At 42.5% G+C, this 19,820-nt stretch carries 17 protein-coding genes and 1 tRNA gene; 12 read left to right on the top strand and 6 right to left on the bottom strand.

From position 1 onward, the window contains the following. Positions 1–16 precede the first annotated feature (16 nt). Genes GGE08_RS07560 through GGE08_RS07545 form a run of 4 tightly spaced genes read left to right on the top strand, consistent with a single transcriptional unit; the run spans position 17 to position 7,092 of the window. Positions 17–397, top strand: coding sequence for a hypothetical protein (locus GGE08_RS07560; RefSeq protein ID WP_179384288.1), 381 nt, complete (start codon positions 17–19; stop codon positions 395–397). Beyond that, complete coding sequence (locus GGE08_RS07555; RefSeq protein WP_179384287.1) at positions 397–3,414, top strand: hypothetical protein; 3,018 nt, start codon at positions 397–399, stop codon at positions 3,412–3,414. The genes GGE08_RS07560 and GGE08_RS07555 overlap by 1 nt, the downstream gene beginning before the upstream one ends. After that, entirely contained in the window at positions 3,404–5,308 is a 1,905-nt protein-coding gene (locus GGE08_RS07550) for a BACON domain-containing protein (protein WP_179384286.1), read from the top strand. Before GGE08_RS07555 ends, GGE08_RS07550 begins: the two co-directional genes overlap by 11 nt. Continuing rightward, positions 5,305–7,092: a hypothetical protein gene (locus GGE08_RS07545; RefSeq protein ID WP_179384285.1), complete on the top strand. Its 1,788-nt coding sequence runs from the start codon at positions 5,305–5,307 to the stop codon at positions 7,090–7,092. Before GGE08_RS07550 ends, GGE08_RS07545 begins: the two co-directional genes overlap by 4 nt. Here the strand turns inward: GGE08_RS07545 and GGE08_RS07540 are convergent. Continuing rightward, the gene (locus tag GGE08_RS07540; protein ID WP_179384284.1) at positions 7,085–8,287 is read right to left on the bottom strand and encodes a site-specific integrase; all 1,203 of its coding nucleotides are present in this window, start codon (positions 8,285–8,287) and stop codon (positions 7,085–7,087) included. The genes GGE08_RS07545 and GGE08_RS07540 overlap by 8 nt on opposite strands. 93 nt (positions 8,288–8,380) lie before the next feature. Next, a tRNA-Arg gene (locus tag GGE08_RS07535) sits at positions 8,381–8,454 on the bottom strand. A 62-nt stretch (positions 8,455–8,516) separates the two neighbouring features. On the opposite strand from GGE08_RS07535, the gene GGE08_RS07530 reads away from it, so the two are divergent. Beyond that, entirely contained in the window at positions 8,517–9,029 is a 513-nt protein-coding gene (locus tag GGE08_RS07530) for an adenine phosphoribosyltransferase (RefSeq protein ID WP_179384283.1), read from the top strand. On the opposite strand, the gene GGE08_RS07525 is transcribed toward GGE08_RS07530, so the two are convergent. The 3 genes from GGE08_RS07525 to GGE08_RS07515 form a co-directional block, all read right to left on the bottom strand. Continuing rightward, positions 9,020–9,169 (bottom strand): SsrA-binding protein, encoded by a 150-nt coding sequence (locus GGE08_RS07525; RefSeq protein ID WP_179384282.1) that lies wholly within the window; start codon positions 9,167–9,169, stop codon positions 9,020–9,022. The two genes, GGE08_RS07530 and GGE08_RS07525, sit on opposite strands and share 10 nt — an antisense overlap. A 517-nt stretch (positions 9,170–9,686) precedes the next feature. Then, complete coding sequence (locus GGE08_RS07520) at positions 9,687–11,462, bottom strand: M56 family metallopeptidase (protein WP_179384281.1); 1,776 nt, start codon at positions 11,460–11,462, stop codon at positions 9,687–9,689. Further along, positions 11,459–11,818: a BlaI/MecI/CopY family transcriptional regulator gene (locus tag GGE08_RS07515; RefSeq protein ID WP_179384280.1), complete on the bottom strand. Its 360-nt coding sequence runs from the start codon at positions 11,816–11,818 to the stop codon at positions 11,459–11,461. The genes GGE08_RS07520 and GGE08_RS07515 overlap by 4 nt, the downstream gene beginning before the upstream one ends. A gap of 151 nt (positions 11,819–11,969) precedes the next feature. Between GGE08_RS07515 and GGE08_RS07510 the strand changes: the two genes are divergently transcribed. Further along, a complete protein-coding gene (locus tag GGE08_RS07510) occupies positions 11,970–12,908 on the top strand; it encodes a calcium/sodium antiporter (RefSeq protein ID WP_179384279.1) in 939 nt (312 codons plus the stop codon). Positions 12,909–12,971: 63 nt separating this feature from the next. Here GGE08_RS07510 and GGE08_RS07505 read toward each other — a convergent pair whose 3' ends face one another. Next, entirely contained in the window at positions 12,972–13,982 is a 1,011-nt protein-coding gene (locus tag GGE08_RS07505; RefSeq protein WP_179384278.1) for a glutamine synthetase beta-grasp domain-containing protein, read from the bottom strand. Between the two features lie 211 nt (positions 13,983–14,193). On the opposite strand from GGE08_RS07505, the gene GGE08_RS07500 reads away from it, so the two are divergent. The 6 genes from GGE08_RS07500 (at position 14,194) to GGE08_RS07475 (ending at position 19,800) form a co-directional block, all read left to right on the top strand. Continuing rightward, positions 14,194–16,380, top strand: a complete 2,187-nt coding sequence (locus GGE08_RS07500; protein WP_179384277.1) for a glutamine synthetase III — start codon at positions 14,194–14,196, stop codon at positions 16,378–16,380. Between the two features lie 80 nt (positions 16,381–16,460). Beyond that, positions 16,461–17,639: an AIR synthase related protein gene (locus tag GGE08_RS07495; protein WP_179384276.1), complete on the top strand. Its 1,179-nt coding sequence runs from the start codon at positions 16,461–16,463 to the stop codon at positions 17,637–17,639. A gap of 48 nt (positions 17,640–17,687) precedes the next feature. Beyond that, complete coding sequence (locus tag GGE08_RS07490) at positions 17,688–18,128, top strand: ubiquinol-cytochrome c reductase iron-sulfur subunit (RefSeq protein WP_179384275.1); 441 nt, start codon at positions 17,688–17,690, stop codon at positions 18,126–18,128. Positions 18,129–18,148: 20 nt separating this feature from the next. After that, complete coding sequence (locus GGE08_RS07485; protein ID WP_179384274.1) at positions 18,149–18,586, top strand: thioredoxin family protein; 438 nt, start codon at positions 18,149–18,151, stop codon at positions 18,584–18,586. Continuing rightward, the gene (locus GGE08_RS07480; RefSeq protein WP_179384273.1) at positions 18,583–19,578 is read left to right on the top strand and encodes an FAD:protein FMN transferase; all 996 of its coding nucleotides are present in this window, start codon (positions 18,583–18,585) and stop codon (positions 19,576–19,578) included. Before GGE08_RS07485 ends, GGE08_RS07480 begins: the two co-directional genes overlap by 4 nt. 12 nt (positions 19,579–19,590) lie before the next feature. Continuing rightward, entirely contained in the window at positions 19,591–19,800 is a 210-nt protein-coding gene (locus tag GGE08_RS07475; RefSeq protein WP_179384272.1) for a DUF4266 domain-containing protein, read from the top strand. The last annotated feature ends 20 nt before the right edge of the window (positions 19,801–19,820 follow it).

Raw genomic sequence — 19,820 nt, 5'->3', positions numbered from 1 at the left:
GTGCTAACATTGTGCCATGGCAGCTACAGATGTACTCGGCTCGAGGTCGGGAAAAAAATACATTGAACAAAAGTATATTGATAGGGTCCTTATGGATGAGGGCCAAAATATGCTACGTGCCCAGGACAAAGTAATTTCCCGATATAATGTAAAGAAGCTGATTCCAGAGATTACCCGTAGAAGGATATCTGTTTCATCTGGCAGGCTGACCTTGACCCATCCGATAAGGGAACGATTCATTGACATGAAGACCATCAGAGGGCAACGTCAAAAGGCCATCCAACTTCACAACAAGGTACTTTACAGCCACTTCAACAGCATCGTAGGTAGATTGGCCTATGGATTCACTGAAGATGTTCGAAACCTTATAGCGAAAGACCAAAAAATCCACCTATAATGGGAAAAAAAATTGTAGATGAGACATTGAAGTTTGAGGTTATCATAAATGGTGATAAGGCCAAAAAGGAATATGGCCAGCTAGACCGAGCCACCAAAAAACTTGTGGACAGAAATGATGAGTTGGAAAAGCAAGCCAAAAAATTGGAACGCTCCCGTAAGGATAACAAGGAGGCAATTAAAAAGCTGCGGGATGAGATTGAAAAGAACAATAAGACGATTCAGTCCAACGAATCACGTATGAAACAGCTTACCAAGGAAATTGGTTTGAACAATCTTTCTATGCGCGATTTGGGAAAGGAGGCCAGAAGACTATCCGGCATAATGTCTAACCTAGATCCAGAAAGTCCTAAATGGGCCGAGTTAAATAAAGAGCTCAAAGTAGTAAAAGGCAGAATGTCGGAACTAAGAGAGGAGATGCGCCCTGTTCAAAGCTCCATGGAGGACAATATCGACCTTTTGGGGAATATGACTGCTGGTTTAGGACAATTCTTTGTAGCACTTAATTCAGGCGATGCCAAAGCTGCCAAAGCGGCTATAATTGGAATAATGGATTCTTTAAAAGGTGCTACAAAAGCTGGTATCCGATTTATAGCCACCCCAATTGGGGCAGCGATTGCAGCCTTGGCAACTGTAGGATTAGTTGCAAAAGAGTGGTTCAGTTATAACAAGGCTGCGCGTGAAGCAATGATTCTTACAGAACAAATTACTGGTCTTCAAGGAGAATCCGCAAATGCTGCACGCTTACAGGCTGAGTCTATTTCAGAAGTATTCGATGTCGATTTTAATGAGACTTTAAAGGCTGCCAAAAGCCTATCACAGCAATTCAACATTTCTTTTACGGAGGCTTTGGACGAAATAGAAGCGGGACTGGTCAAGGGCCAAAAGACGAATGAAGAATACTTTGATAGCTTAAGGGAGTACCCAACCTTTTTTTCTTCCGCAGGGTTCTCAGTCTCTGAATTTCGAAAGACGATTGAAACAGGATATGATTTAAGCATATATTCGGATAAATTGCCAGACGCGATTAAAGAAGTGGATTTATCTCTTCGTGAACAAACCAAATCTACCAAGGACGCATTAAAGAATGCATTTGGAGCGGCTTTTACAGAAGATATTTTAACAAGGATACGCAAAGGGGAAATCACCACCAAAGAAGCATTACAGCTTATATCTGCAGAAGCAGAAAAAACTGGTCTTAATGTACAGCAAAATGCCCAATTGACTGCAGATTTGTTTAGAGGAGCCGGAGAAGATGCAGGAGGTGCCGCCAAGGTTTTGGAGGCTTTTAACATTGCACTAAACAAAACGGATGAAGCTCTAACCCCTCTGCAGCAACACTTAAAGGATGTTTCAGAAGCAAACAAAGAATTAGCCGAGGCTCAGGATGAAGCTTTAAGGTCAGATAGATATGTAGCATACACAAATGACCTCCAATTGTTCTGGACCAATGTTAAGACTCAATTTTTCAAGGGCATAAGGTTTATAACGGATTTATGGACTAAATGGGACGAAAGACTGCAGACCATACTTGCTCAAGCAATTACTACTTTGAGCATTCTGCCGAGTGTTGCAAAGCAGAATTTCGGCAAAATGAAAGATGAAATTTGGGATGTAGTGACCACTTTTAAAGGATTGGGAGATGTTATGGAAAATTTGATGTCCTTCAATTTCAGTGCAGCTAAGGATTCTTTTGAAAAATTTAAAAGGAATTTCAAGAACGAAGTAGGAGATGTAAAAAACGTTGCAGGAGATGCAATGAATCAATTGCGAGAAGCACAAAAGATTGCAGGAGACTATGTGGCCAAAAAGTTTGCCGAGAAAAGAGCAGCTGCAGCTGCACAGGTAGAATTGGGTAATGCGGGAACGGGAAGTGGGACAGGTGGAGGTGGCCAAGGGGAAGGAGAGTTAACACCTGAGGATAAGAAAAAATTGGAAAGCCGTAAACGATTAGCTGAGCTTTTAGATCAATTTGAGACCGAGCGTAAACTTCAGGAGGACCTTAAAAAAGTAGAAAAGGAGAAACGAGCAGAGGAAGAAGAAATATTGAGGATTGAACAGAAGTTTCAGAAGCTTTCCGAACAAGCTCAAGGTGAAACTGAATTATTGGCTAGGCTGGAGGAAGAAAAACAGGCCCAGATTCAGGATGTACGCAATAAGTATGGAGATATCCAAATAGCAAAGAATGAAGAAATCAGAAAACAACTTTTGGCTGATTCAAAAAAGTTCAATGAACAATTGCTACAGTCTGAATCAAAGTTGGAAGCAGGAAAAGCACAACTGAAGGAGCAAGGTCTCAACATTCTGAAACGTGTTGTTGGTGAGTCTTCTGTGTTGGGCAAAGCCATTTTTGCCGTTGAAAAGGGACTTGCAATATCCAGCATTGTAACACAGACAGCCAAGGCAAACGCGGCCGTAATGGCCAATCTGGCCATTGCAAATACAAAAGCCATGGCCGCCTCCCCATTAACATTTGGACAACCTTTCGTTGGTGCAAACACCACTACGGCATTGGCCTCTATCGCTACCAACAATGCCGCTTCAAAATTAAACATAGCCACTATAGTTGCTGAAACCGTTGCAGGCATAGCCGGATTCGAAAAAGGACTATATCCCATCAAAAGAAATGATGGGAGAACTTTTCAATCCCGATTTGGTGGTGAGCCAACAACGCAAGTGGTAACGGCCCCAACTCACTTTATTGCCGGCGAGGCAAAACCCGAAATGATAATTGATGGGGACACTTTCAAAAAAATGGATCCTGCCATAACGGATTATATATTGGCACTCTCCGGGCGTCTTCCAGGGTTTCAGAACGGGATGTATCCGAAAAATGAAAATGATGGAAAAACCATGGAAATGTTGTCCGCTTCTTTGGCAAAGCTCAACGAGAGGCTATCTGAGCCAATTTACTCTTATACGGTTTACGATAACGAAGCCAGTATTAAACAACAAGAGTTCGATGAAAAAATCAGAAAAGTAAGGAACAACGCAAAAATCAAGAACAATGCCTCTTAATCCAACTTCGCCTTTAGCAATTGAACATAAAAAGTTCCGGACACTGGCATCGGAATTTGTTGATTTAACGGTGACCAGTGCAATTACAGCTGCACCCCAAGTTACCAACCCTGTAAGTTGGTTGAGCATTAGTCTGTGGGGGTTCAACAATTATTCCAACCCATCGGTTTACACCTATAATTTTAAGCTGACATCTTTGGCCAACAATTTGAGTCCAGGAAACCATGAGACCGAAATTGTTTTTAAATATTTCCGGGATCAAGCAGGATTTCCAACAGTAGTAGAGCGGTACGTGGTGAAATTGACGGTGGAGGACACCATTAAACTTACGATAAGCAGGGCTTCGATAAATATAACATACACCATAGGAGGGCCTGTTCCACCAACAGAGTTCTTCACCTTGGGCACCGAAAATCCTTGGACCACGGTTATATCTGATTCTAGAGTATCCCTGAACAGGAATAGCGGGTCAGGCGGAACTAACGATGTAAACATGGAATTGGATGTTGACGTTTCGGGACTTCAGGTAGGAAATTATCAATATACAGTCTTATTTGATGATGGATATGACAGGCTTACATTGGACGTTTTTTTGGAGGTAATCAATGAAAATGTTGCCAATGATTTTCTAATTGTTTCTCCGGAGAGCTTTCAATTGTCCGTTCAAGAAGGAAGCACCTCAAGTGTGCAGCGAAGTTTTGAAGTTGACAGCTCGGAGAATTTCACTTTATCATCTAGCCAATCATGGCTTAAACTATCTTCAAATTCAGAAACCGCAGGACTTCGAACGATAACGGCATCGACACAAAACACTGACGGTTTGTCTGCCGGAACTCATATTGCAGAAATCACGGTTACAAGCAGCTATACTGTCAAAAAGATATCCATTGTCTTGCTTGTAAATGCGACCGGTACTGATGGCGTGGTGGATGGAACCCTCTATTTTTCGGATGACAGGGATTTGATAACCTTGGCTTCAGCATCGAGCAACAAAGAGCTCGTTTTAAGATATCAGATAAATGAAGGCCAATACAACTTTGAAAAGGTTTTGCCTTTTATCAATGGCCAGGGAAAGGCACTTTTAGGCGATGTTGCAAACAACCTTGTTGAGCATAGGGATTTTTTGCAAACATCCATAACAAAGGCTTTTGTGCCGGTTGACCCATTGAGGATGGTCATAACCGCATTTGACAAAACTTTGGACAGCACACAGCTGAACAACCGTGGCACGTACGAAAATATTCTTTTGCTGACAGGTTCAACTCCACAAAAAACAGATTGGTTGACATATGTACCTGAACTATTAAGAACATCCAACAAGGGGCTTGTGTCATTTAGTTTTAGGGCAGATAGCGCACCGGTGAACATTCAGATATCAGGAGCCGTGACAGCGACAAAGGCCATCAGTTCAATATCTGGACCTATTTACACCTGTTTGGTTAATCTGTCGGAATTTGAACTTGTAGAGGGGGATGAAATTGACATAAGGTGCGGTGTTCATACGGTTAAGGTCAAGATTATTGCAAGGGCACCAGAGGAAACCCACCTTTGTTGGCTTAATGAATGGAACTGTCCGGAATTTGCGACCATGTACGGTCACTTGGACATCTCCAAGGGCACTGAAAAGGTCACAGGTAATTATGCGGTAAACGGAAAAGAAGTTACCAAGGTTCTTGAAGTACGAAAACCAAAAGACTTCGGGCTTAGAACAGGCTTTTTATACGGAACTGAATATTATGAATATTATGCTTCCATTCTGGATTCGAAAAAGATTTGGATTCATACGGAGGGTCAGTGGGAAGAAGTGATTTGCGAGAACACTTCAATGGAAATATACAGGACCAGGGAGTTTTTCAAGAGCTACATGTTGAGATTTAAAAAGGCCGCGATATGATAATTTTCTATGGCAATGGATTTCAAATTGACCTTACCCTTATGGGAATCACACTCAATGAGGAAAGCAATATGTTTATCGACAACCTTATCAAATCCTATTCGTTTCCCTTCAGAATTCCATTACTGGACCAGACTGTAAAAAACCTTGGTTTTCCTAATGTGGAGGCGGTAAGCAGTTCACGCTCCCTAATTGAGGGAAGGCTTTTGGTTGACAATACATATTATCCTGCCAAATTGCGTACTGGAGACGTCCAAGGTGAAGAGTTGGAGGTTACGTTGTATTACGGTGACGAAGAACTGAACGTTTATGGGACCAAGCTCGCATCCCTTCCATGGCCTATAAATATAGTGACCACGACCTTTAACTTAGCTGAAAAACATTTGAGCTCGGGATGGCCGGAAGTGACCCACAATTTCCCCATGGTATATAAACCTTCCTTGAAAGAAAAGACCGATTATCAGGACTTTCAATTTTTTGCCAATAACTATGATGGAGGCAATTTTGAAGCAAATGTAGAACTCACGATTGAAGGCGAAACTTCATTTTTGAACAAGAATGTACTTATGCCTTGCCCATATTTATTGGAGATAGTGAGATTTGGGTACTTGTCATCTGGAAGAAAAGTGAGAGGTGGGTTTTTCAATGATGAGAGGCTGAAAAAGATGGTATACATTCCAAACAAGTTTTTGGAAAAATTCCGCGGCTCTACTTATGATTACTGGCAGTTCACTTTGCCCGACTCTACTGATGAAATTGACCTTGGCACAATTGGTATATACAAGAGAACACTTTCACCAAGTACCCCAGGAACTTACAATATAAAATTCAACGTCAATATTGATCCTGTGCGTGCAAAGTATTTCTACTTAAGAATTTATCGAAGGAACACGGACACTGAAGAGGAAAAGACCGAATTTGTAGCAAGCTCAATCAACAACCGGGTAAACATCAATAAAGAAATTGCAATTAATATTCTTGGAAGCTTAGTAACCGATGAAATTATCGTGGAAATGCGTCTATTGTACAGCACTTCAACGATAAAGGATTTGAACTCCTTCGAATATTCTCACAGGGATGGGCGTTTAAACCAACTCGATACCAGCTATTCATTGGCCGAAATCATGCCGGATATCACTTTTGGTGAATTTATGGACAGCTTAAAAAATTGGTTGAACCTTGACATATTGGTAAATGAAGAGTTCGCTACGATAGACTTCTTGGACCAAGCCTTGGATAAATTGCCTATAATGGAGAATGAACATCTTGAGGTAAAATACCCTAAGAGAAGCAGTAATGCAGATCGAACATTTAGGCTTAGTTATGCTGACGGCAATGAAATCCTAGCAGACAGAACAGGGGTCATTTATTCAGATTTGGAAAAGGATTCTTCAGATATGGTAAACATAGAGATGGATGTCAGAATGGCGGCCGTACAACAAAACTATGGAAGGTTGACCGCTGTCGACCCTGAGGATGACTCAAGCCTAACATTTGCCTTTTATGACGGAAAGGATATTTTTGGTCGAAACCCAACCGTGGATAACATCAACGGGTTCACAGCTAAGATAGAAGATGTATATGATGAATTTTGGAAAAAATGGATTTATCGCCGTACGAGGAACAAGACAATCAAAGACCGTTTCATGGCGCATTATACCGAAAGCTTGAGGGTAAGGTCGAAAATATACAAATACAACCAGCTGCTTTTACCCAAAAAGATACGTATGAGGCGTGTCAGTTTAGAATATTACGATGTGGAGATGGAGGCCGAGACTATTTGATAATATCGTCCAGTAGGTCGATTTGTTTGTCTGTGATACTATCGACAATGTGGACATAAATCATCGTTTCCTCGATTTTAGAATGACCCAAAAGCCTTTGAAGGTTGACCACATCGCCACCACTGATCAAAAAGTTAGTGGCAAATGTATGCCTACTACAATGAAAATGAAGTCTTTTTTTCATCCCAAGACTATTGGCAATGTTCTTTAATTGCCTGTTGATGTGTTCCCTTGTAAAATTATCCTTGAACACATCGGGAAATTCAATCATCGATAGGGCTGCCTGATTCAATTTTATACGAATGAATTTGTCCGTCTTGTACATTGTGAAAGCCAAGTGGTCGCCGATAAAATTATCCTCTGTGATTCTTTCGCTATCACTGATTCTTATACCGGTAAAGCAACTGAAAAGGAACCTTTTCAATATCATTCTACGTTCATCGCTAATAAACGGGCTTTGGGCGTATTGATATAGCTTCTTGAGCTCTTCCGGCAATAAAAACACTCTGGATCCCACCATCTTTTTTATTTTGATTTCATCAAACGAAATTTTCGTGCGTATTCGCTTTTTATTGGCTAAGTGCAGGAATTTTTTGAAGTTCTTAATTGTTCCTTCAATGGTGGCTTTTTTGTTTTTGAGTTCATGTCTGCAGAACGCCTTCAATTCCAGCACTAGATTTTCATCGATATCACAAAAAGGAAGCGGGTCGCGGAATTTCTTGATTTTCCCTAGAGCTCCTTTTTGTTGCCGATAAGTGGAGTACTTGATTATGCCCTTTTCATATTGATATTCGAGTTCAGCGGCGTAAAAAGCGTTGAAGCAGGTCCTGAGTGTTGGGCTCAGTAATTCTTCCACAACATCTGAAAGTTTCGGTTCCATCCCTGAGAGCCTATAGTTTACGAGCACCGTATTTAGGTCTGACTTTACCTTACCGATAAGTAGATTGTAGTCATCTGCATTCCTGTTCCGGTTTTTTACTAATTGTTTTTTCTCGTCCCAATCACTTACAGGGACAGAAATGTTAAGGGGAATCCTTTTTCTTTCGTTGTTCTGGAACAACTGCAGATAAACGGCACAAGTGCCGTCATCCCTAACGTAATCCTTTTTTAGTACAATTTTTGAGTTCAACTTCCCAATGGTTTTTAGTGGGTCAATCAGTGGGACAAAATCCCTGTGAGTTATTAAAGTCTGCATAGGAAAACTAAATTTTAAAATGATTTAAAACGCAGAAAGCCAAGCCTTTGCGATTTAAGCAAAAGCCTGGCTTTCTTTATTTGAAAAATTTAGTGACCGCGGCAGGATTCAAACCTGCAACCTTCTGAGCCGTAATCAGATGCGCTATTCAGTTGCGCCACGCGGCCTTATTTAAGGGCTGCAAATATATTTCTTTTTAACTTTACCTCAAAACCCTAGCGAACAAAAAATGGATTTTGCACCCTACATTCGTGATATCAAGGATTTTCCCAAGCCTGGGGTCGTTTTTAAGGATATCACTCCGCTCTTGAAAAATGCCACAGCACTGCAAAAAGCGGCCGACGCCCTGGTCGGTTTCACCAACCATATGAAAATTGATAAAGTGGTGGGTGTGGATAGCCGCGGATTCATATTTGCGCCCATGATGGCCGAAAAATTGGGTGCGGGCTTTGTAACGGTGCGCAAATCTGGCAAATTGCCCTATACCACCATCTCCGAGACCTATGAATTGGAGTATGGGACAGGCACCCTCGAAATCCATTCCGATGCCATTGAGGTAGGGGATAAGGTGCTGGTACACGACGATGTTCTGGCTACGGGAGGCACGGCTCAGGCCGTTTGCCGATTGGTAGAAAAACTGGGAGGAGAGGTCGTCCAATGCAATTTTTTAATTGAACTTACCTTTTTGAACGGATTTGAAAAAATAAAGGACTATCAAAAAGCTGCCCTGCTTCAGTATTGATCGAGTGCCCTAGTGGTGATATAGTATCTCCAACCAATAATGGCCATCTGTAATTTGGATGCTTTGGCCAAGTCCAACCCCCTTTTACTATAAGAGGGCAACAGTGCCTTGTTCAGTTTTGCCAAAATCTTGTAAAACATATTGTTGTGTTGCTCTGTACAAATATACACAAAGCCTAATACAAGCAATGGAGGTCAATAGCAATGTGGCAACCCTAACGGTTAAATGAAGATAACCGTTAAGAGTTGCACAAGAAGTGTGATGAATACTTTTACAATTGCTATCATTTTTTGATTGATTTTTAAGGTTGAAAAAACTACTATTTTTCTGTTATGTCCCCGAATATATAATGATAAATGTCATGCTTCCAAGCATTTGGCATAAAAACAATGTAATTGCATACGAGATTGTATTTTAAAAAACGCGTTGCTTCTTTAACTGAAACATGTTTCCTTGAAAAAAGTTATATTTTGTAATCATAAATATTATTTTGATGTTTAAAATGTTAGAATTGAAGGGGCTTTTTTGGGGTGAAATTAAAAACCAAGGGAGCTTTCGTTTAAAAAAGGGCTGTTTTTTGGGTTTTCGTTTTGGGCAAAAAAAGAACCGCCTCGAAAGACGGTTCCACTGACTACTCAAAAACCATTGGTTTTTTGATCAATTGCCTTTTTTTGTAGTTACCTCGATAACGCCATTTTTGGCCTTTTTTCCATACTTCTCCACCGCGGTGTCTCCTTTAAGCACACTAATGCTCTCAATCTCGTCCGGGGACATATTTTTAAAGTCTTTTGATCCCGACTTTTTACCGTCGATATGATAGAGAGGTTTTCTTTTTCCATCATCTTTGATGTAAAAGAAACGGGAGTCTTCATCGCCAAGAATAACCTCATTTTCCTCATCGCTCACAGAATCTTTAATGACCACTATATTTTTGTCTCTTTTTACATGGATCTTTTTTTCATCATCCGTTCGGATCATCACCACATTCTTGTGTTTCTCTTCTCCCACTTTTTTGATGGTCACATAGTTAACGTCCTTATCTTCCTCGTCCTTTGTTACAAAAATGGAAGCAACGTTATCTAAATCGATTTCCTCCATTTCTTCTTCCGTCAATCGCTTTCCATTAATGATGACCTCTTTCTCTTCATCACCTTCTTTTATGATGATTTCCGTATCATCATCGGTAGTCCAAGAGCCTTTGCCTTTAATTTTATGTATTTTGACGTTTTGGCCCTTGCCTGCATTCCAAAAGGAAACCGCATTGTTCGTATCGTCGTACAACACGGTGATGGGACCAATGGGACCGTCCGAATTGCTGTTGTAATTACCACTGAACGATTTGCCATCTGAACTCTTGCCACTCAATTGTAGCGAAATTTCAATGATTTCCCTATCATCATTCCGAACCGTGGTGTAGCTGAAGTCGATATCATCCTCGGCCAAATCTTTCTTCATTTGGTCCAATTCGGCATCCGTGGTGTTTTTATTTATGCTAAGCTCCACGGTTTTGTCATCAATGGGGGATTCTTCCACCATTACATCCTCTATACTGTCCGATTCCTTATAAATATAAGTTTTCTTGATGCTGAAACTTGCCAAGAACAGTCCCAACAGGGGTAGCATCACCAGAATTTTAAGGGCATTGATTTTTTTGGATTGATTTTGATTTAACATGACTATTCGTTTTTTGATTAATGAATTATAAAATGAATTGGTTAAGGCATATTTTGGTGTATTAACTGCCTGTTTAAGCATCAGGTATTGGTAGGATTTTTTGTCCGCAGCCCGGGCTATGGCAAAATGGTCTGCCAAGTATTCCAGGTTTTCTTTTACCGCACTTTTGTACAACCATAAAACCGGGTTGAACCAAAACACGATTTTCAGCAGTTCCAAGAATAGGATGTCCAAGGTGTGCCATTGCCGGGCATGCGCCTTTTCGTGCTCCAAGACGGCGTGCAGTTCGGTGGGTTCAAAAAGTTGCGGATTGTAAAAAATATAGTTGAAAAAGGAAAACGGGGTAATCTTCTTTTCCGTGACCAGGTGCAAAAATGGGGTTTCCTTTCTCCACTCTGCTTTTTCGGCCAAATTTTTCAAGGAAATCAATTTAAGTATGAACCGTATCAATAAAAAAGCGCTCACGACTATGTAGATGGTAACGAGTCCATTTTGAAGCGTAAAAAATCCATTTTCCTGAAGAGTTGTTGACATCTCTCCACTGGCTGCACTTGCCTGAATCAGCGCAGGTTTCGCAATGACCACGGTCTTTTTGATCTTGATTAACGGGAATACAAGGGCCAGAATCAAACCGGATAAGAGAAACAATCTGTTTTCGGTAAAAAGGGTATCTCGTTTCAAAAGGATATGGTATACCGCCAAAAAACCTCCGGATATAAGGACAGACTGTAAAATATACATATATAGTGGTTCCATCATTTCTTCTTTTCTATGAGTTCGATAATTTCCTTGAGTTCCGAAATGGATATTTTTTCTTCCTGTGCAAAATGTGAGACCAAACTTTTAAAGGAATCATTATAATAATCGGCAATGGCAGCATTCACAAATTTTTTGCGGTACTGTTCCTTGCTGATCACGGGGAAATAGCGATGGGTGTTGCCAAAGGCCTCATGGTCCACATATCCTTTTTCCTGGAGATTCCGAACTATGGTGGATAAAGTGTTGTAGTGCGGCTTTTCCCCTTCGATTTTTTCCAGGATTTCCTTTACAAAAGCTCTTTCGAGCTCCCAGAGGATTTTCATGACTTCCTCTTCTTTATTGGTCAATTTTTGCATGATCTAATCTTTAACTGCACCAAACATAATACTAATAAAATAGTTAAACAACTATTTTTATAGTTTGTTAACTATTTTTGTAGTTTTATTTATAAACTTGCTGTACTGCATCAATTTCCCAACGCTTATATTTGTCCTAAAATTTAGGCTTTTGGGAAATCTGTTATTTATACTTTTGGGTCTGGCCCTTTTGATTGCGGGAGGAAATTGGCTGTTGAAGTCAGCGGTGGCATTATCGCTTAAACTGAATATTCCTAAAATTGTGATAGGGATGACGGTGGTTTCTTTCGCAACCTCGGCACCAGAACTTATTGTAAGTATAAAGGCCGCATTGGATGGCTTTCCCGATATTGCCTTGGGTAATGTGGTGGGTTCCAACATTGCCAATTTGGGACTGGTGTTGGCCGTTACGGTAATCTTGCGAAATATTGAGGTGCGCAAAAGTTTTTATACCACCGACTGGCCGGTGATGATGGTGGCCTCCTTGCTCTTTTTTGGTTTTATCTATTTTGATGGGCAATTGGGACAAACCGAGGGCATAGTGCTGGTGTCCTCATTATTTGTGTTTTTAGTGTATCTGCTTCGTTTTCAAAAAACAGCCGTGGTGGATGATGCGCCCGAGGACGATGTACCTCTGCCCCTCTACAAAACGGTCTTGTTCTTGGGACTGGGCGGTGCTGCCCTTTGGGGCGGTTCCGAATTGCTTATCGATGGAGCTGTTGGACTGGCTTCGTCCTTTGGAGTGAGTGACCGGGTAATCGGGATAACCGTTGTATCGGTAGGGACCAGTATACCAGAGTTGGCGGCATCCGTAATTGCGGTTATCAAAAAGGAGAAGGCCATTTCTGTTGGCAACTTGATCGGTTCCAATATCTTTAATCTGTTGGCGGTGTTGGGAATCACTTCTATCATCACGCCTATAACCGTGGTGGACCAAGGATTGTTGTCCAACGACATATTTTGGATGTTGGGCATATCCTTCCTTATTTTGCCCTTGGTGTTCTTCCCCAAAGGATTGCGCTTGGGGTGGAGGGACGGTTTGGTCCTTGCGGCCTTTTATACCGCATTTGTATACTTTACCATAACATAAAAACCGCCCCAAAAAAGTTCGGGACGGTTTTCACCTATAATCAACAACTAATCTATTATCCGTTTATACGTTGGCGGATTTTACTGTTTTCACAATAACGGCCGCTACTTTGTATGGGTCAGCGTTGGAAGCTGGTCTTCGGTCTTCCAACCATCCTTTCCATCCTTTCTCTACGGTCAAAATTGGAATTCGGATAGAAGCACCTCTGTCGGAAACCCCGTAGCTAAAATCGCTAATGGAGGCGGTCTCGTGCTTACCGGTCAATCGCTCATCGTTGTACTCACCATAAACGGCAATGTGCTCTGCGGTTACCGGACGGAAAGCCTCACATACCTTTTCGTATACTTCTTTCGACCCACAGGTTCTCAACAAGGTGTTCGAGAAGTTGGCGTGCATACCGGAACCGTTCCAGTCACCTTTGATGGGTTTTGGATGGTACTCAATATAGTAACCATAGCTCTCGGTCAATCGCTGCAGCAAGTATCGTGCTACCCAAATCTCATCACCGGCTTTCTTGGCACCTTTGGCGAACAATTGGAATTCCCACTGTCCAGCAGCAACCTCTTGGTTGATTCCTTCAAACTGAAGGCCTGCATCCAAACATAGGTCGGCATGTTCTTCAACAAGGTCCCTGCCCCAAGTGTTTCTACCACCAACAGAGCAATAATATAGACCTTGTGGTCCAGGATAACCACCTACAGGGAAGCCAAGCGGCAGTTGTGTGGCCGTATCCATAATAAAGTACTCCTGCTCAAATCCAAACCAGAAATCATCATTGTCATCATCAATAGTGGCTCTGGAGTTGCTCACGTGCGGAGTTCCATCGGGGTTCAATACCTCGGTCATCACCAAGTAGCCATTTCTTCGAGCTGGGTCGGGATAAATGGCAACAGGTTTCAATAGGCAGTCAGAGGAACCACCTTCAGCTTGTTTGGTAGAAGAACCGTCGAAGGACCACATCGGGCAGTCTTCCAATTTACCGCTAAAATCTTCCTCAATTCTAGTCTTACTTCTAATATTGGCTGTTGGTTCATACCCATCCAACCATAGATACTCTAATTTAGATTTGCTCATAATGCTGGTAGTTAATCGTTCTCAATTTTATGATGCACAAAAATAGTTTTTTCATTTAATTATCAATATTTTAAAGGGTTAAAATCACAAAATTGCGTTTAATATTTATTTTACCCCTGTCAAAAGGAGGGTGGAATGAAAAAAAAGTAATTTTTGAAGCATATATTATTAAATTCTTAATTGTAGATTTGAATTTTAAAAATTATGGAATATGCCGAAAACAAGATTTGATGCCTTGGCCGAAAGCCGAAATAGGACACATGCTGATATAAACGAAACTGGTAAAAGATCCGAGCTGTTCGGGAAAAATGTCTTCAATGAAGAAAAAATGCTCCAGTTCCTTACCGCCGAAGCATTTGAAAAGGTAAAATCTGCGATTTTCCAGGGAACCAAAATAGACCGAAAAATTGCCGACCAAGTGGCCGAGGGGATGAAAGCTTGGGCACTTTCCATGGGAGCTACCCATTATACGCATTGGTTTCAACCGTTGACCGGTGCCACTGCGGAAAAGCACGATGCTTTTTTCGATATCCTGCCCAATGGCAAGGCCATGGAAAAGTTTGGCGGGGCACAACTCGTACAGCAAGAACCCGATGCATCCAGCTTTCCGAGCGGAGGAATCCGTAATACCTTCGAGGCCCGGGGCTATACCGCTTGGGACCCTACCTCCCCGGCATTTATTTATAAGACAACACTCTGTATTCCAACCATATTTGTTGCCTATACTGGTGAAGCCTTGGACAACAAGGCGCCTCTTTTGCGGGCCCTACAGGCGGTGGACCAAGCCGCAACCGGAGTGGCACAGTATTTTGACAAAAACGTACGGAAGGTTTATGCCACATTGGGTTGGGAACAAGAATACTTTTTGATAGATAAGGCATTGGTCAATTCCCGAATGGACCTCTCTGTAACGGGAAGGACATTGGTGGGCAGTTTTTCGGCCAAAGGCCAACAATTGGACGATCACTATTTTGGTGTAATCCCAGCAAGGGTCTTGGGCTTTATGAGCGAACTGGAAAAAGAGTGTACCAAATTGGGCATTCCAGTAAAGACACGCCATAATGAGGTGGCGCCCAATCAGTTTGAGCTTGCTCCAGTTTTTGAAGAGGCCAATCTTTCCGTAGACCATAATTTATTGTTGATGGACGTGATGGAGGAGATTGCCGATAAATACAACTTCTCGGTGCTGTTCCACGAAAAGCCCTTTGCAGGAATCAATGGTTCGGGAAAACATAACAACTGGTCTTTGGCTACCGATACGGGCGTGAACCTGTTGAGTCCGGGGAGTACGCCCATGAAAAACCTTCAGTTTTTGACCTTCTTTGTGAATACGATCAAAGCTGTGGACACTTATGAGGAATTATTGAGGGCATCCATAGCCTCTGCCAGTAATGACCACCGATTGGGGGCCAACGAAGCACCCCCTCCCATCATTTCCATATTTATAGGAAAGCAGTTGAGCGATGTGCTGGATGAACTCGAAGGGGTTTCCAAAGGAAAATTATCACCGCAGGAAAAAACGGAGCTCAAATTGAACGTGGTTGGAAAGATTCCCGAAATATTGCTCGACAATACGGATAGGAACAGAACCTCGCCTTTTGCGTTTACGGGAAACAAGTTTGAAATGAGAGGGGTAGGGGCCAAGACGAATTGTGCGAAGCCCATGACCATGCTCAATACCATTGTTGCCAAACAGTTGACCGACTTTAAAAAGGAGGTCGATGCGCTTATCGACAAGAAAAACCTAAAAAAGGACGAGGCGGTTTTCAATGTGCTTCGGGAATATATCAAAACCTCCAAGCGCATCCGTTTTGAAGGGGATGGTTATGGAATGGAATGGCAGGAAGAGGCAAGAAGACGCAAGCTGAGCATCAACAAAAACACCCCAGAGGCACTTCAGGTCATCACGGCAAAGGAGAGTCTGGAGCTTTTCAAGCAAATGGACGTAATGAACGAAGTGGAGCTTAAGGCCCACAAAGAGGTCGAGTTGGGAGCCTATATTTTTCATATTCAAATTGAAGGGCGTGTGTTGGGCGAAATGGTGTACAACCATATTATTCCGGCAGCGGTAAAGTACCAAAACATCCTTTTAGAAAATATTCACGGGTTGAAAGAAGTATATGGCGCGGCCCACAAGAAAATGGGAGAAGTCCAGCTGAACATCTTGGAGCAAATCGCGGAGCACATCGTTGAAATCAAAAAGCTGACGGATGAAATGGCCGATGCCCGTAAGCGCGCCAATGGCATGTCAGCCGTGGAGAAAAAGGCCCAGGCCTATTGCAATAACGTAAAACCTTATTTTGATAAAATCCGGGAACACTCCGATACCTTGGAGAAATTGGTTGCCGATGAATTTTGGCCCTTTACCAAATATCGCGAGATGCTGTTCTCCAAATAGGACGAGCCCTAAAAATGTAAAAGACGGAAAGCATATCAATAGTTTGATGGCTTTCCGTTATTTTTGCCCAAACCTTTCATATGTCATCCGATACCAGTAAGAGATATGCACAACGAGGTGTTTCCGCCTCCAAGGAAGATGTGCACAACGCTATCAAAAATATCGACAAAGGCCTTTTTCCCAAAGCGTTCTGTAAAATTGTACCCGATTACCTTACGGGTAGCGAGGACCATTGTTTGGTAATGCATGCCGATGGTGCTGGTACCAAATCCTCTTTGGCCTATATGTATTGGAAGGAAACGGGAGATATTTCCGTTTGGAAAGGGATTGCCCAAGATGCCCTGATCATGAATGTGGACGATTTGATCTGTGTAGGCGCCACCGACAATATCATGTTATCCTCTACCATTGGTCGAAACAAAAACTTGATTCCCGGAGAGGTCATCTCCGCTATCATCAATGGTACCGAAGAATTGATTGCCGATTTGGAGAAACACGGCATTACCATTCGTTCCACTGGAGGCGAAACAGCCGATGTAGGCGATTTAGTGCGTACCATCATTGTGGATTCCACGGTAACGGCCCGGATGGAACGCAAAAATGTTATCGACAATGCCAATATCAAAGCAGGTGATGTGATTGTAGGCTTAGCTTCCTTCGGAAAAGCGAGCTACGAAAGTGAATACAATGGTGGAATGGGCAGCAATGGGCTCACCTCGGCCAGACATGATGTATTTTCGAAATATTTGGCCAAAAAATACCCTGAAAGCTTTGATGCTTCCGTTCCAGAGGAATTGGTTTATTCAGGAAACACAAAATTGACGGATGAAGTACCGGAATCACCCCTTGATGCGGGAAAACTGGTTTTGTCGCCCACCCGGACCTACGCACCCATCATCAAAAAAGTGTTGGAGCGCTATTCATCCAAAGAAATTCACGGTATGGTGCATTGCAGCGGTGGTGCACAGACCAAAATACTTCACTTTGTGGAGAACCTTCATATCATCAAGGACAACATGTTTCCTATCCCACCATTGTTCAAACTGATACAGGAACAATCCAATACCGATTGGAAAGAAATGTACCAGGTGTTCAATTGCGGACATCGTATGGAACTGTATGTGGATGAGGGTGTTGCGGAGGAGATTATCGCCATTTCGCAGAGTTTTGATGTGGATGCCCAAATTATTGGTCGAGTGGAACCCTCCGATACCAAAAAATTGACCATCCAGAGTACCTACGGCAAGTTTACCTATTAGCATACGATTTCTCTCGAAATAGCGTTTTACATTATAAACCTCTACGCTATGGAAAGAAAGGAATTCCTACGAAGTTTGGGCGCAGGTGCGGCCTTTGCCCTCACATTTCCCTGTTTGCACGGTTGCTCCAAGGACGAAGTGAATGGGAATTTGGTGGAAGAACCCACTGGAGTCGACTTTACCATCGACCTGACTTCGAACGAAGCAGCAAATCTTTCGCAGAATGGCGGGTTTATCTTAAAAAATTTAGTAGTGGTCGCCAGAAATTTGGAAGGCGAATATGTGGCCGCAAGCCAAGTTTGCAGTCATGAATCCTATGATCAGGTACGTTTTGTGAACCAGAACGGTGGTATATTTTATTGTGATGTCCACGGGTCTCGTTTCGACCAAGACGGCACACCGCTCAATCAGGTAGATGGAAACCCTGCCAGAGCCTTAAAGGTGTACAATACAGCACTCAACGGTTCCGAATTACGCGTATTTGAGTAGTTTTGCCAATCCCAAATCGAATGAAAAACATCATCTACATACTGCTACTTTGCTTTTCCGGCCTGCTTCAAGCACAACAATGGGAAGAAAGTTTTGATGCGGCCCTTGCCAAAGCGTCGGCCGAAGAGAAACCGATTATTCTTGTGTTTTCGGGTTCGGATTGGTGTGCTCCTTGCATCCGTTTAAAACGACATATTTTTGACAGCGATGAGTTTAAGGCCTATGCTTTGGAACATTATGTGATGTACGATGCCGATTTCCCTAGAAAGAAGCAGAACAAACTGCCAGAGGAAAAGCTGAACCAGAATAAATCTCTGGCAGAAAAATATAACCCAAAGGGTTATTTTCCATTGGTGGTAGTGATGGACAAAAATCAGAAAGTCTTGGGAACCACAGGCTTTGTGGCCCGAACCAGTCCTGAAAAGTATATCAAGACCCTTAATAAATTCCTCCAATGAAAACGTTGTTTGCCTTGACCTGCAGTCTGTGTTGCCTGCTGTCTTTCGGGCAGTCGAGGCAAACGGATGTGACTGTAAAAAAGACCTTGAAATTGATGGGGACCCGGTTTGAGATTACCGTAGTGGCACCCAACGAGGAAATAGGGTACATCAATATTGATGAAGCTGTATCCGAGATTGAACGCATCGAAAGGCTCATTTCATCTTGGAATGAAAAATCAGAAACGTCCTTGATCAACAAAAATGCTGGTATTAAACCCGTAAAGGTGAGTCGGGAACTGTTTAATTTGATAGAACGGGCCATCAAAATATCGGAAATCACTGATGGGGCCTTCGATATCACCTATGCTTCCATGGACCAAATCTGGAAGTTTGATGGGAGCATGGACAAAAAGCCCACGGCTGACGAAATCAAAAACTCTGTGGCCAAAGTGGGGTATCAAAAACTGGTATTGGATGCCGAAAACGCAACCGTATTTCTTCCCGAGAAAGGTATGAAAATCGGATTTGGAGCCATTGGCAAGGGCTATGCCGCCGATAAAGCCAAAGATCTATTGGTTTCCAAAGAGGTCAAAGGCGGAATCATCAATGCTTCTGGTGATCTTACTACTTGGGGAACCAAAGTCACAGGCGAAAAATGGTTGGTGGGCATCGCCAATCCGCTCAGTAAGGATAAAGTGTTCAGTTGGCTGCCTGTTGTGGAGTCCTCTGTGGCCACATCCGGGAATTACGAAAAATATATTATCATCGACGGGGAAAAATACTCCCATATTATCGACCCAAGAACGGGGTATCCAACCAGGGGCATCAACAGTGTATCTATTTTTGCGAAGCAAGCCGAGTTGTGCGATGCCTTGGCCACCGCTGTCTTTACCATGGGCCGCGATGTTGGTCTGCATATGATCAATCAAATTGATGGGGTAGAGGCTGTCATTGTGGATTCGGAAAATAAAGTTCATCGAAGTTCGGGCATTCTGTTCGATACGAATTAGTACATTTAGCTCATGCAAAAACTCTTTTGGTTTATCATACTTCTGATTGGTCTCAATTCCTGCGTTGTCGTTCGAGAGTACGACAAGGTGTACGTGAACGATGAGGAGATGCAGTTGAGTGCAAGGCCATGCGAACGGTTCGAGACCAATTTTCATATTTACAGGGAGGCATCCGCTGGTGCAAATGGTGGTAAAACGGGTGGTGGATGCGGATGCAATTAATACAAAGCAGCAATCGATCT

The organism is Allomuricauda sp. ARW1Y1 (assembly GCF_013407935.1).
Taxonomy (GTDB): domain Bacteria; phylum Bacteroidota; class Bacteroidia; order Flavobacteriales; family Flavobacteriaceae; genus Flagellimonas.
Note: the sequence above shows the minus strand (reverse complement) of the source record. Positions and strands in the feature narration are given on the sequence as shown.

Bases quoted from the DNA above. Each gene is read 5' to 3' on its own strand.
- GGE08_RS07560 (WP_179384288.1), top strand. From the start codon at position 17: ATGGCAGCTACAGATGTACTCGGCTCGAGGTCGGGAAAAAAATACATT.
- GGE08_RS07555 (WP_179384287.1), top strand. From the start codon at position 397: ATGGGAAAAAAAATTGTAGATGAGACATTGAAGTTTGAGGTTATCATA.
- GGE08_RS07550 (WP_179384286.1), top strand. From the start codon at position 3,404: ATGCCTCTTAATCCAACTTCGCCTTTAGCAATTGAACATAAAAAGTTC.
- GGE08_RS07545 (WP_179384285.1), top strand. From the start codon at position 5,305: ATGATAATTTTCTATGGCAATGGATTTCAAATTGACCTTACCCTTATG.
- GGE08_RS07540 (WP_179384284.1), bottom strand. From the start codon at position 8,287: ATGCAGACTTTAATAACTCACAGGGATTTTGTCCCACTGATTGACCCA.
- GGE08_RS07530 (WP_179384283.1), top strand. From the start codon at position 8,517: ATGGATTTTGCACCCTACATTCGTGATATCAAGGATTTTCCCAAGCCT.
- GGE08_RS07525 (WP_179384282.1), bottom strand. From the start codon at position 9,169: ATGTTTTACAAGATTTTGGCAAAACTGAACAAGGCACTGTTGCCCTCT.
- GGE08_RS07520 (WP_179384281.1), bottom strand. From the start codon at position 11,462: ATGATGGAACCACTATATATGTATATTTTACAGTCTGTCCTTATATCC.
- GGE08_RS07515 (WP_179384280.1), bottom strand. From the start codon at position 11,818: ATGCAAAAATTGACCAATAAAGAAGAGGAAGTCATGAAAATCCTCTGG.
- GGE08_RS07505 (WP_179384278.1), bottom strand. From the start codon at position 13,982: ATGAGCAAATCTAAATTAGAGTATCTATGGTTGGATGGGTATGAACCA.
- GGE08_RS07500 (WP_179384277.1), top strand. From the start codon at position 14,194: ATGCCGAAAACAAGATTTGATGCCTTGGCCGAAAGCCGAAATAGGACA.
- GGE08_RS07495 (WP_179384276.1), top strand. From the start codon at position 16,461: ATGTCATCCGATACCAGTAAGAGATATGCACAACGAGGTGTTTCCGCC.
- GGE08_RS07490 (WP_179384275.1), top strand. From the start codon at position 17,688: ATGGAAAGAAAGGAATTCCTACGAAGTTTGGGCGCAGGTGCGGCCTTT.
- GGE08_RS07485 (WP_179384274.1), top strand. From the start codon at position 18,149: ATGAAAAACATCATCTACATACTGCTACTTTGCTTTTCCGGCCTGCTT.
- GGE08_RS07480 (WP_179384273.1), top strand. From the start codon at position 18,583: ATGAAAACGTTGTTTGCCTTGACCTGCAGTCTGTGTTGCCTGCTGTCT.
- GGE08_RS07475 (WP_179384272.1), top strand. From the start codon at position 19,591: ATGCAAAAACTCTTTTGGTTTATCATACTTCTGATTGGTCTCAATTCC.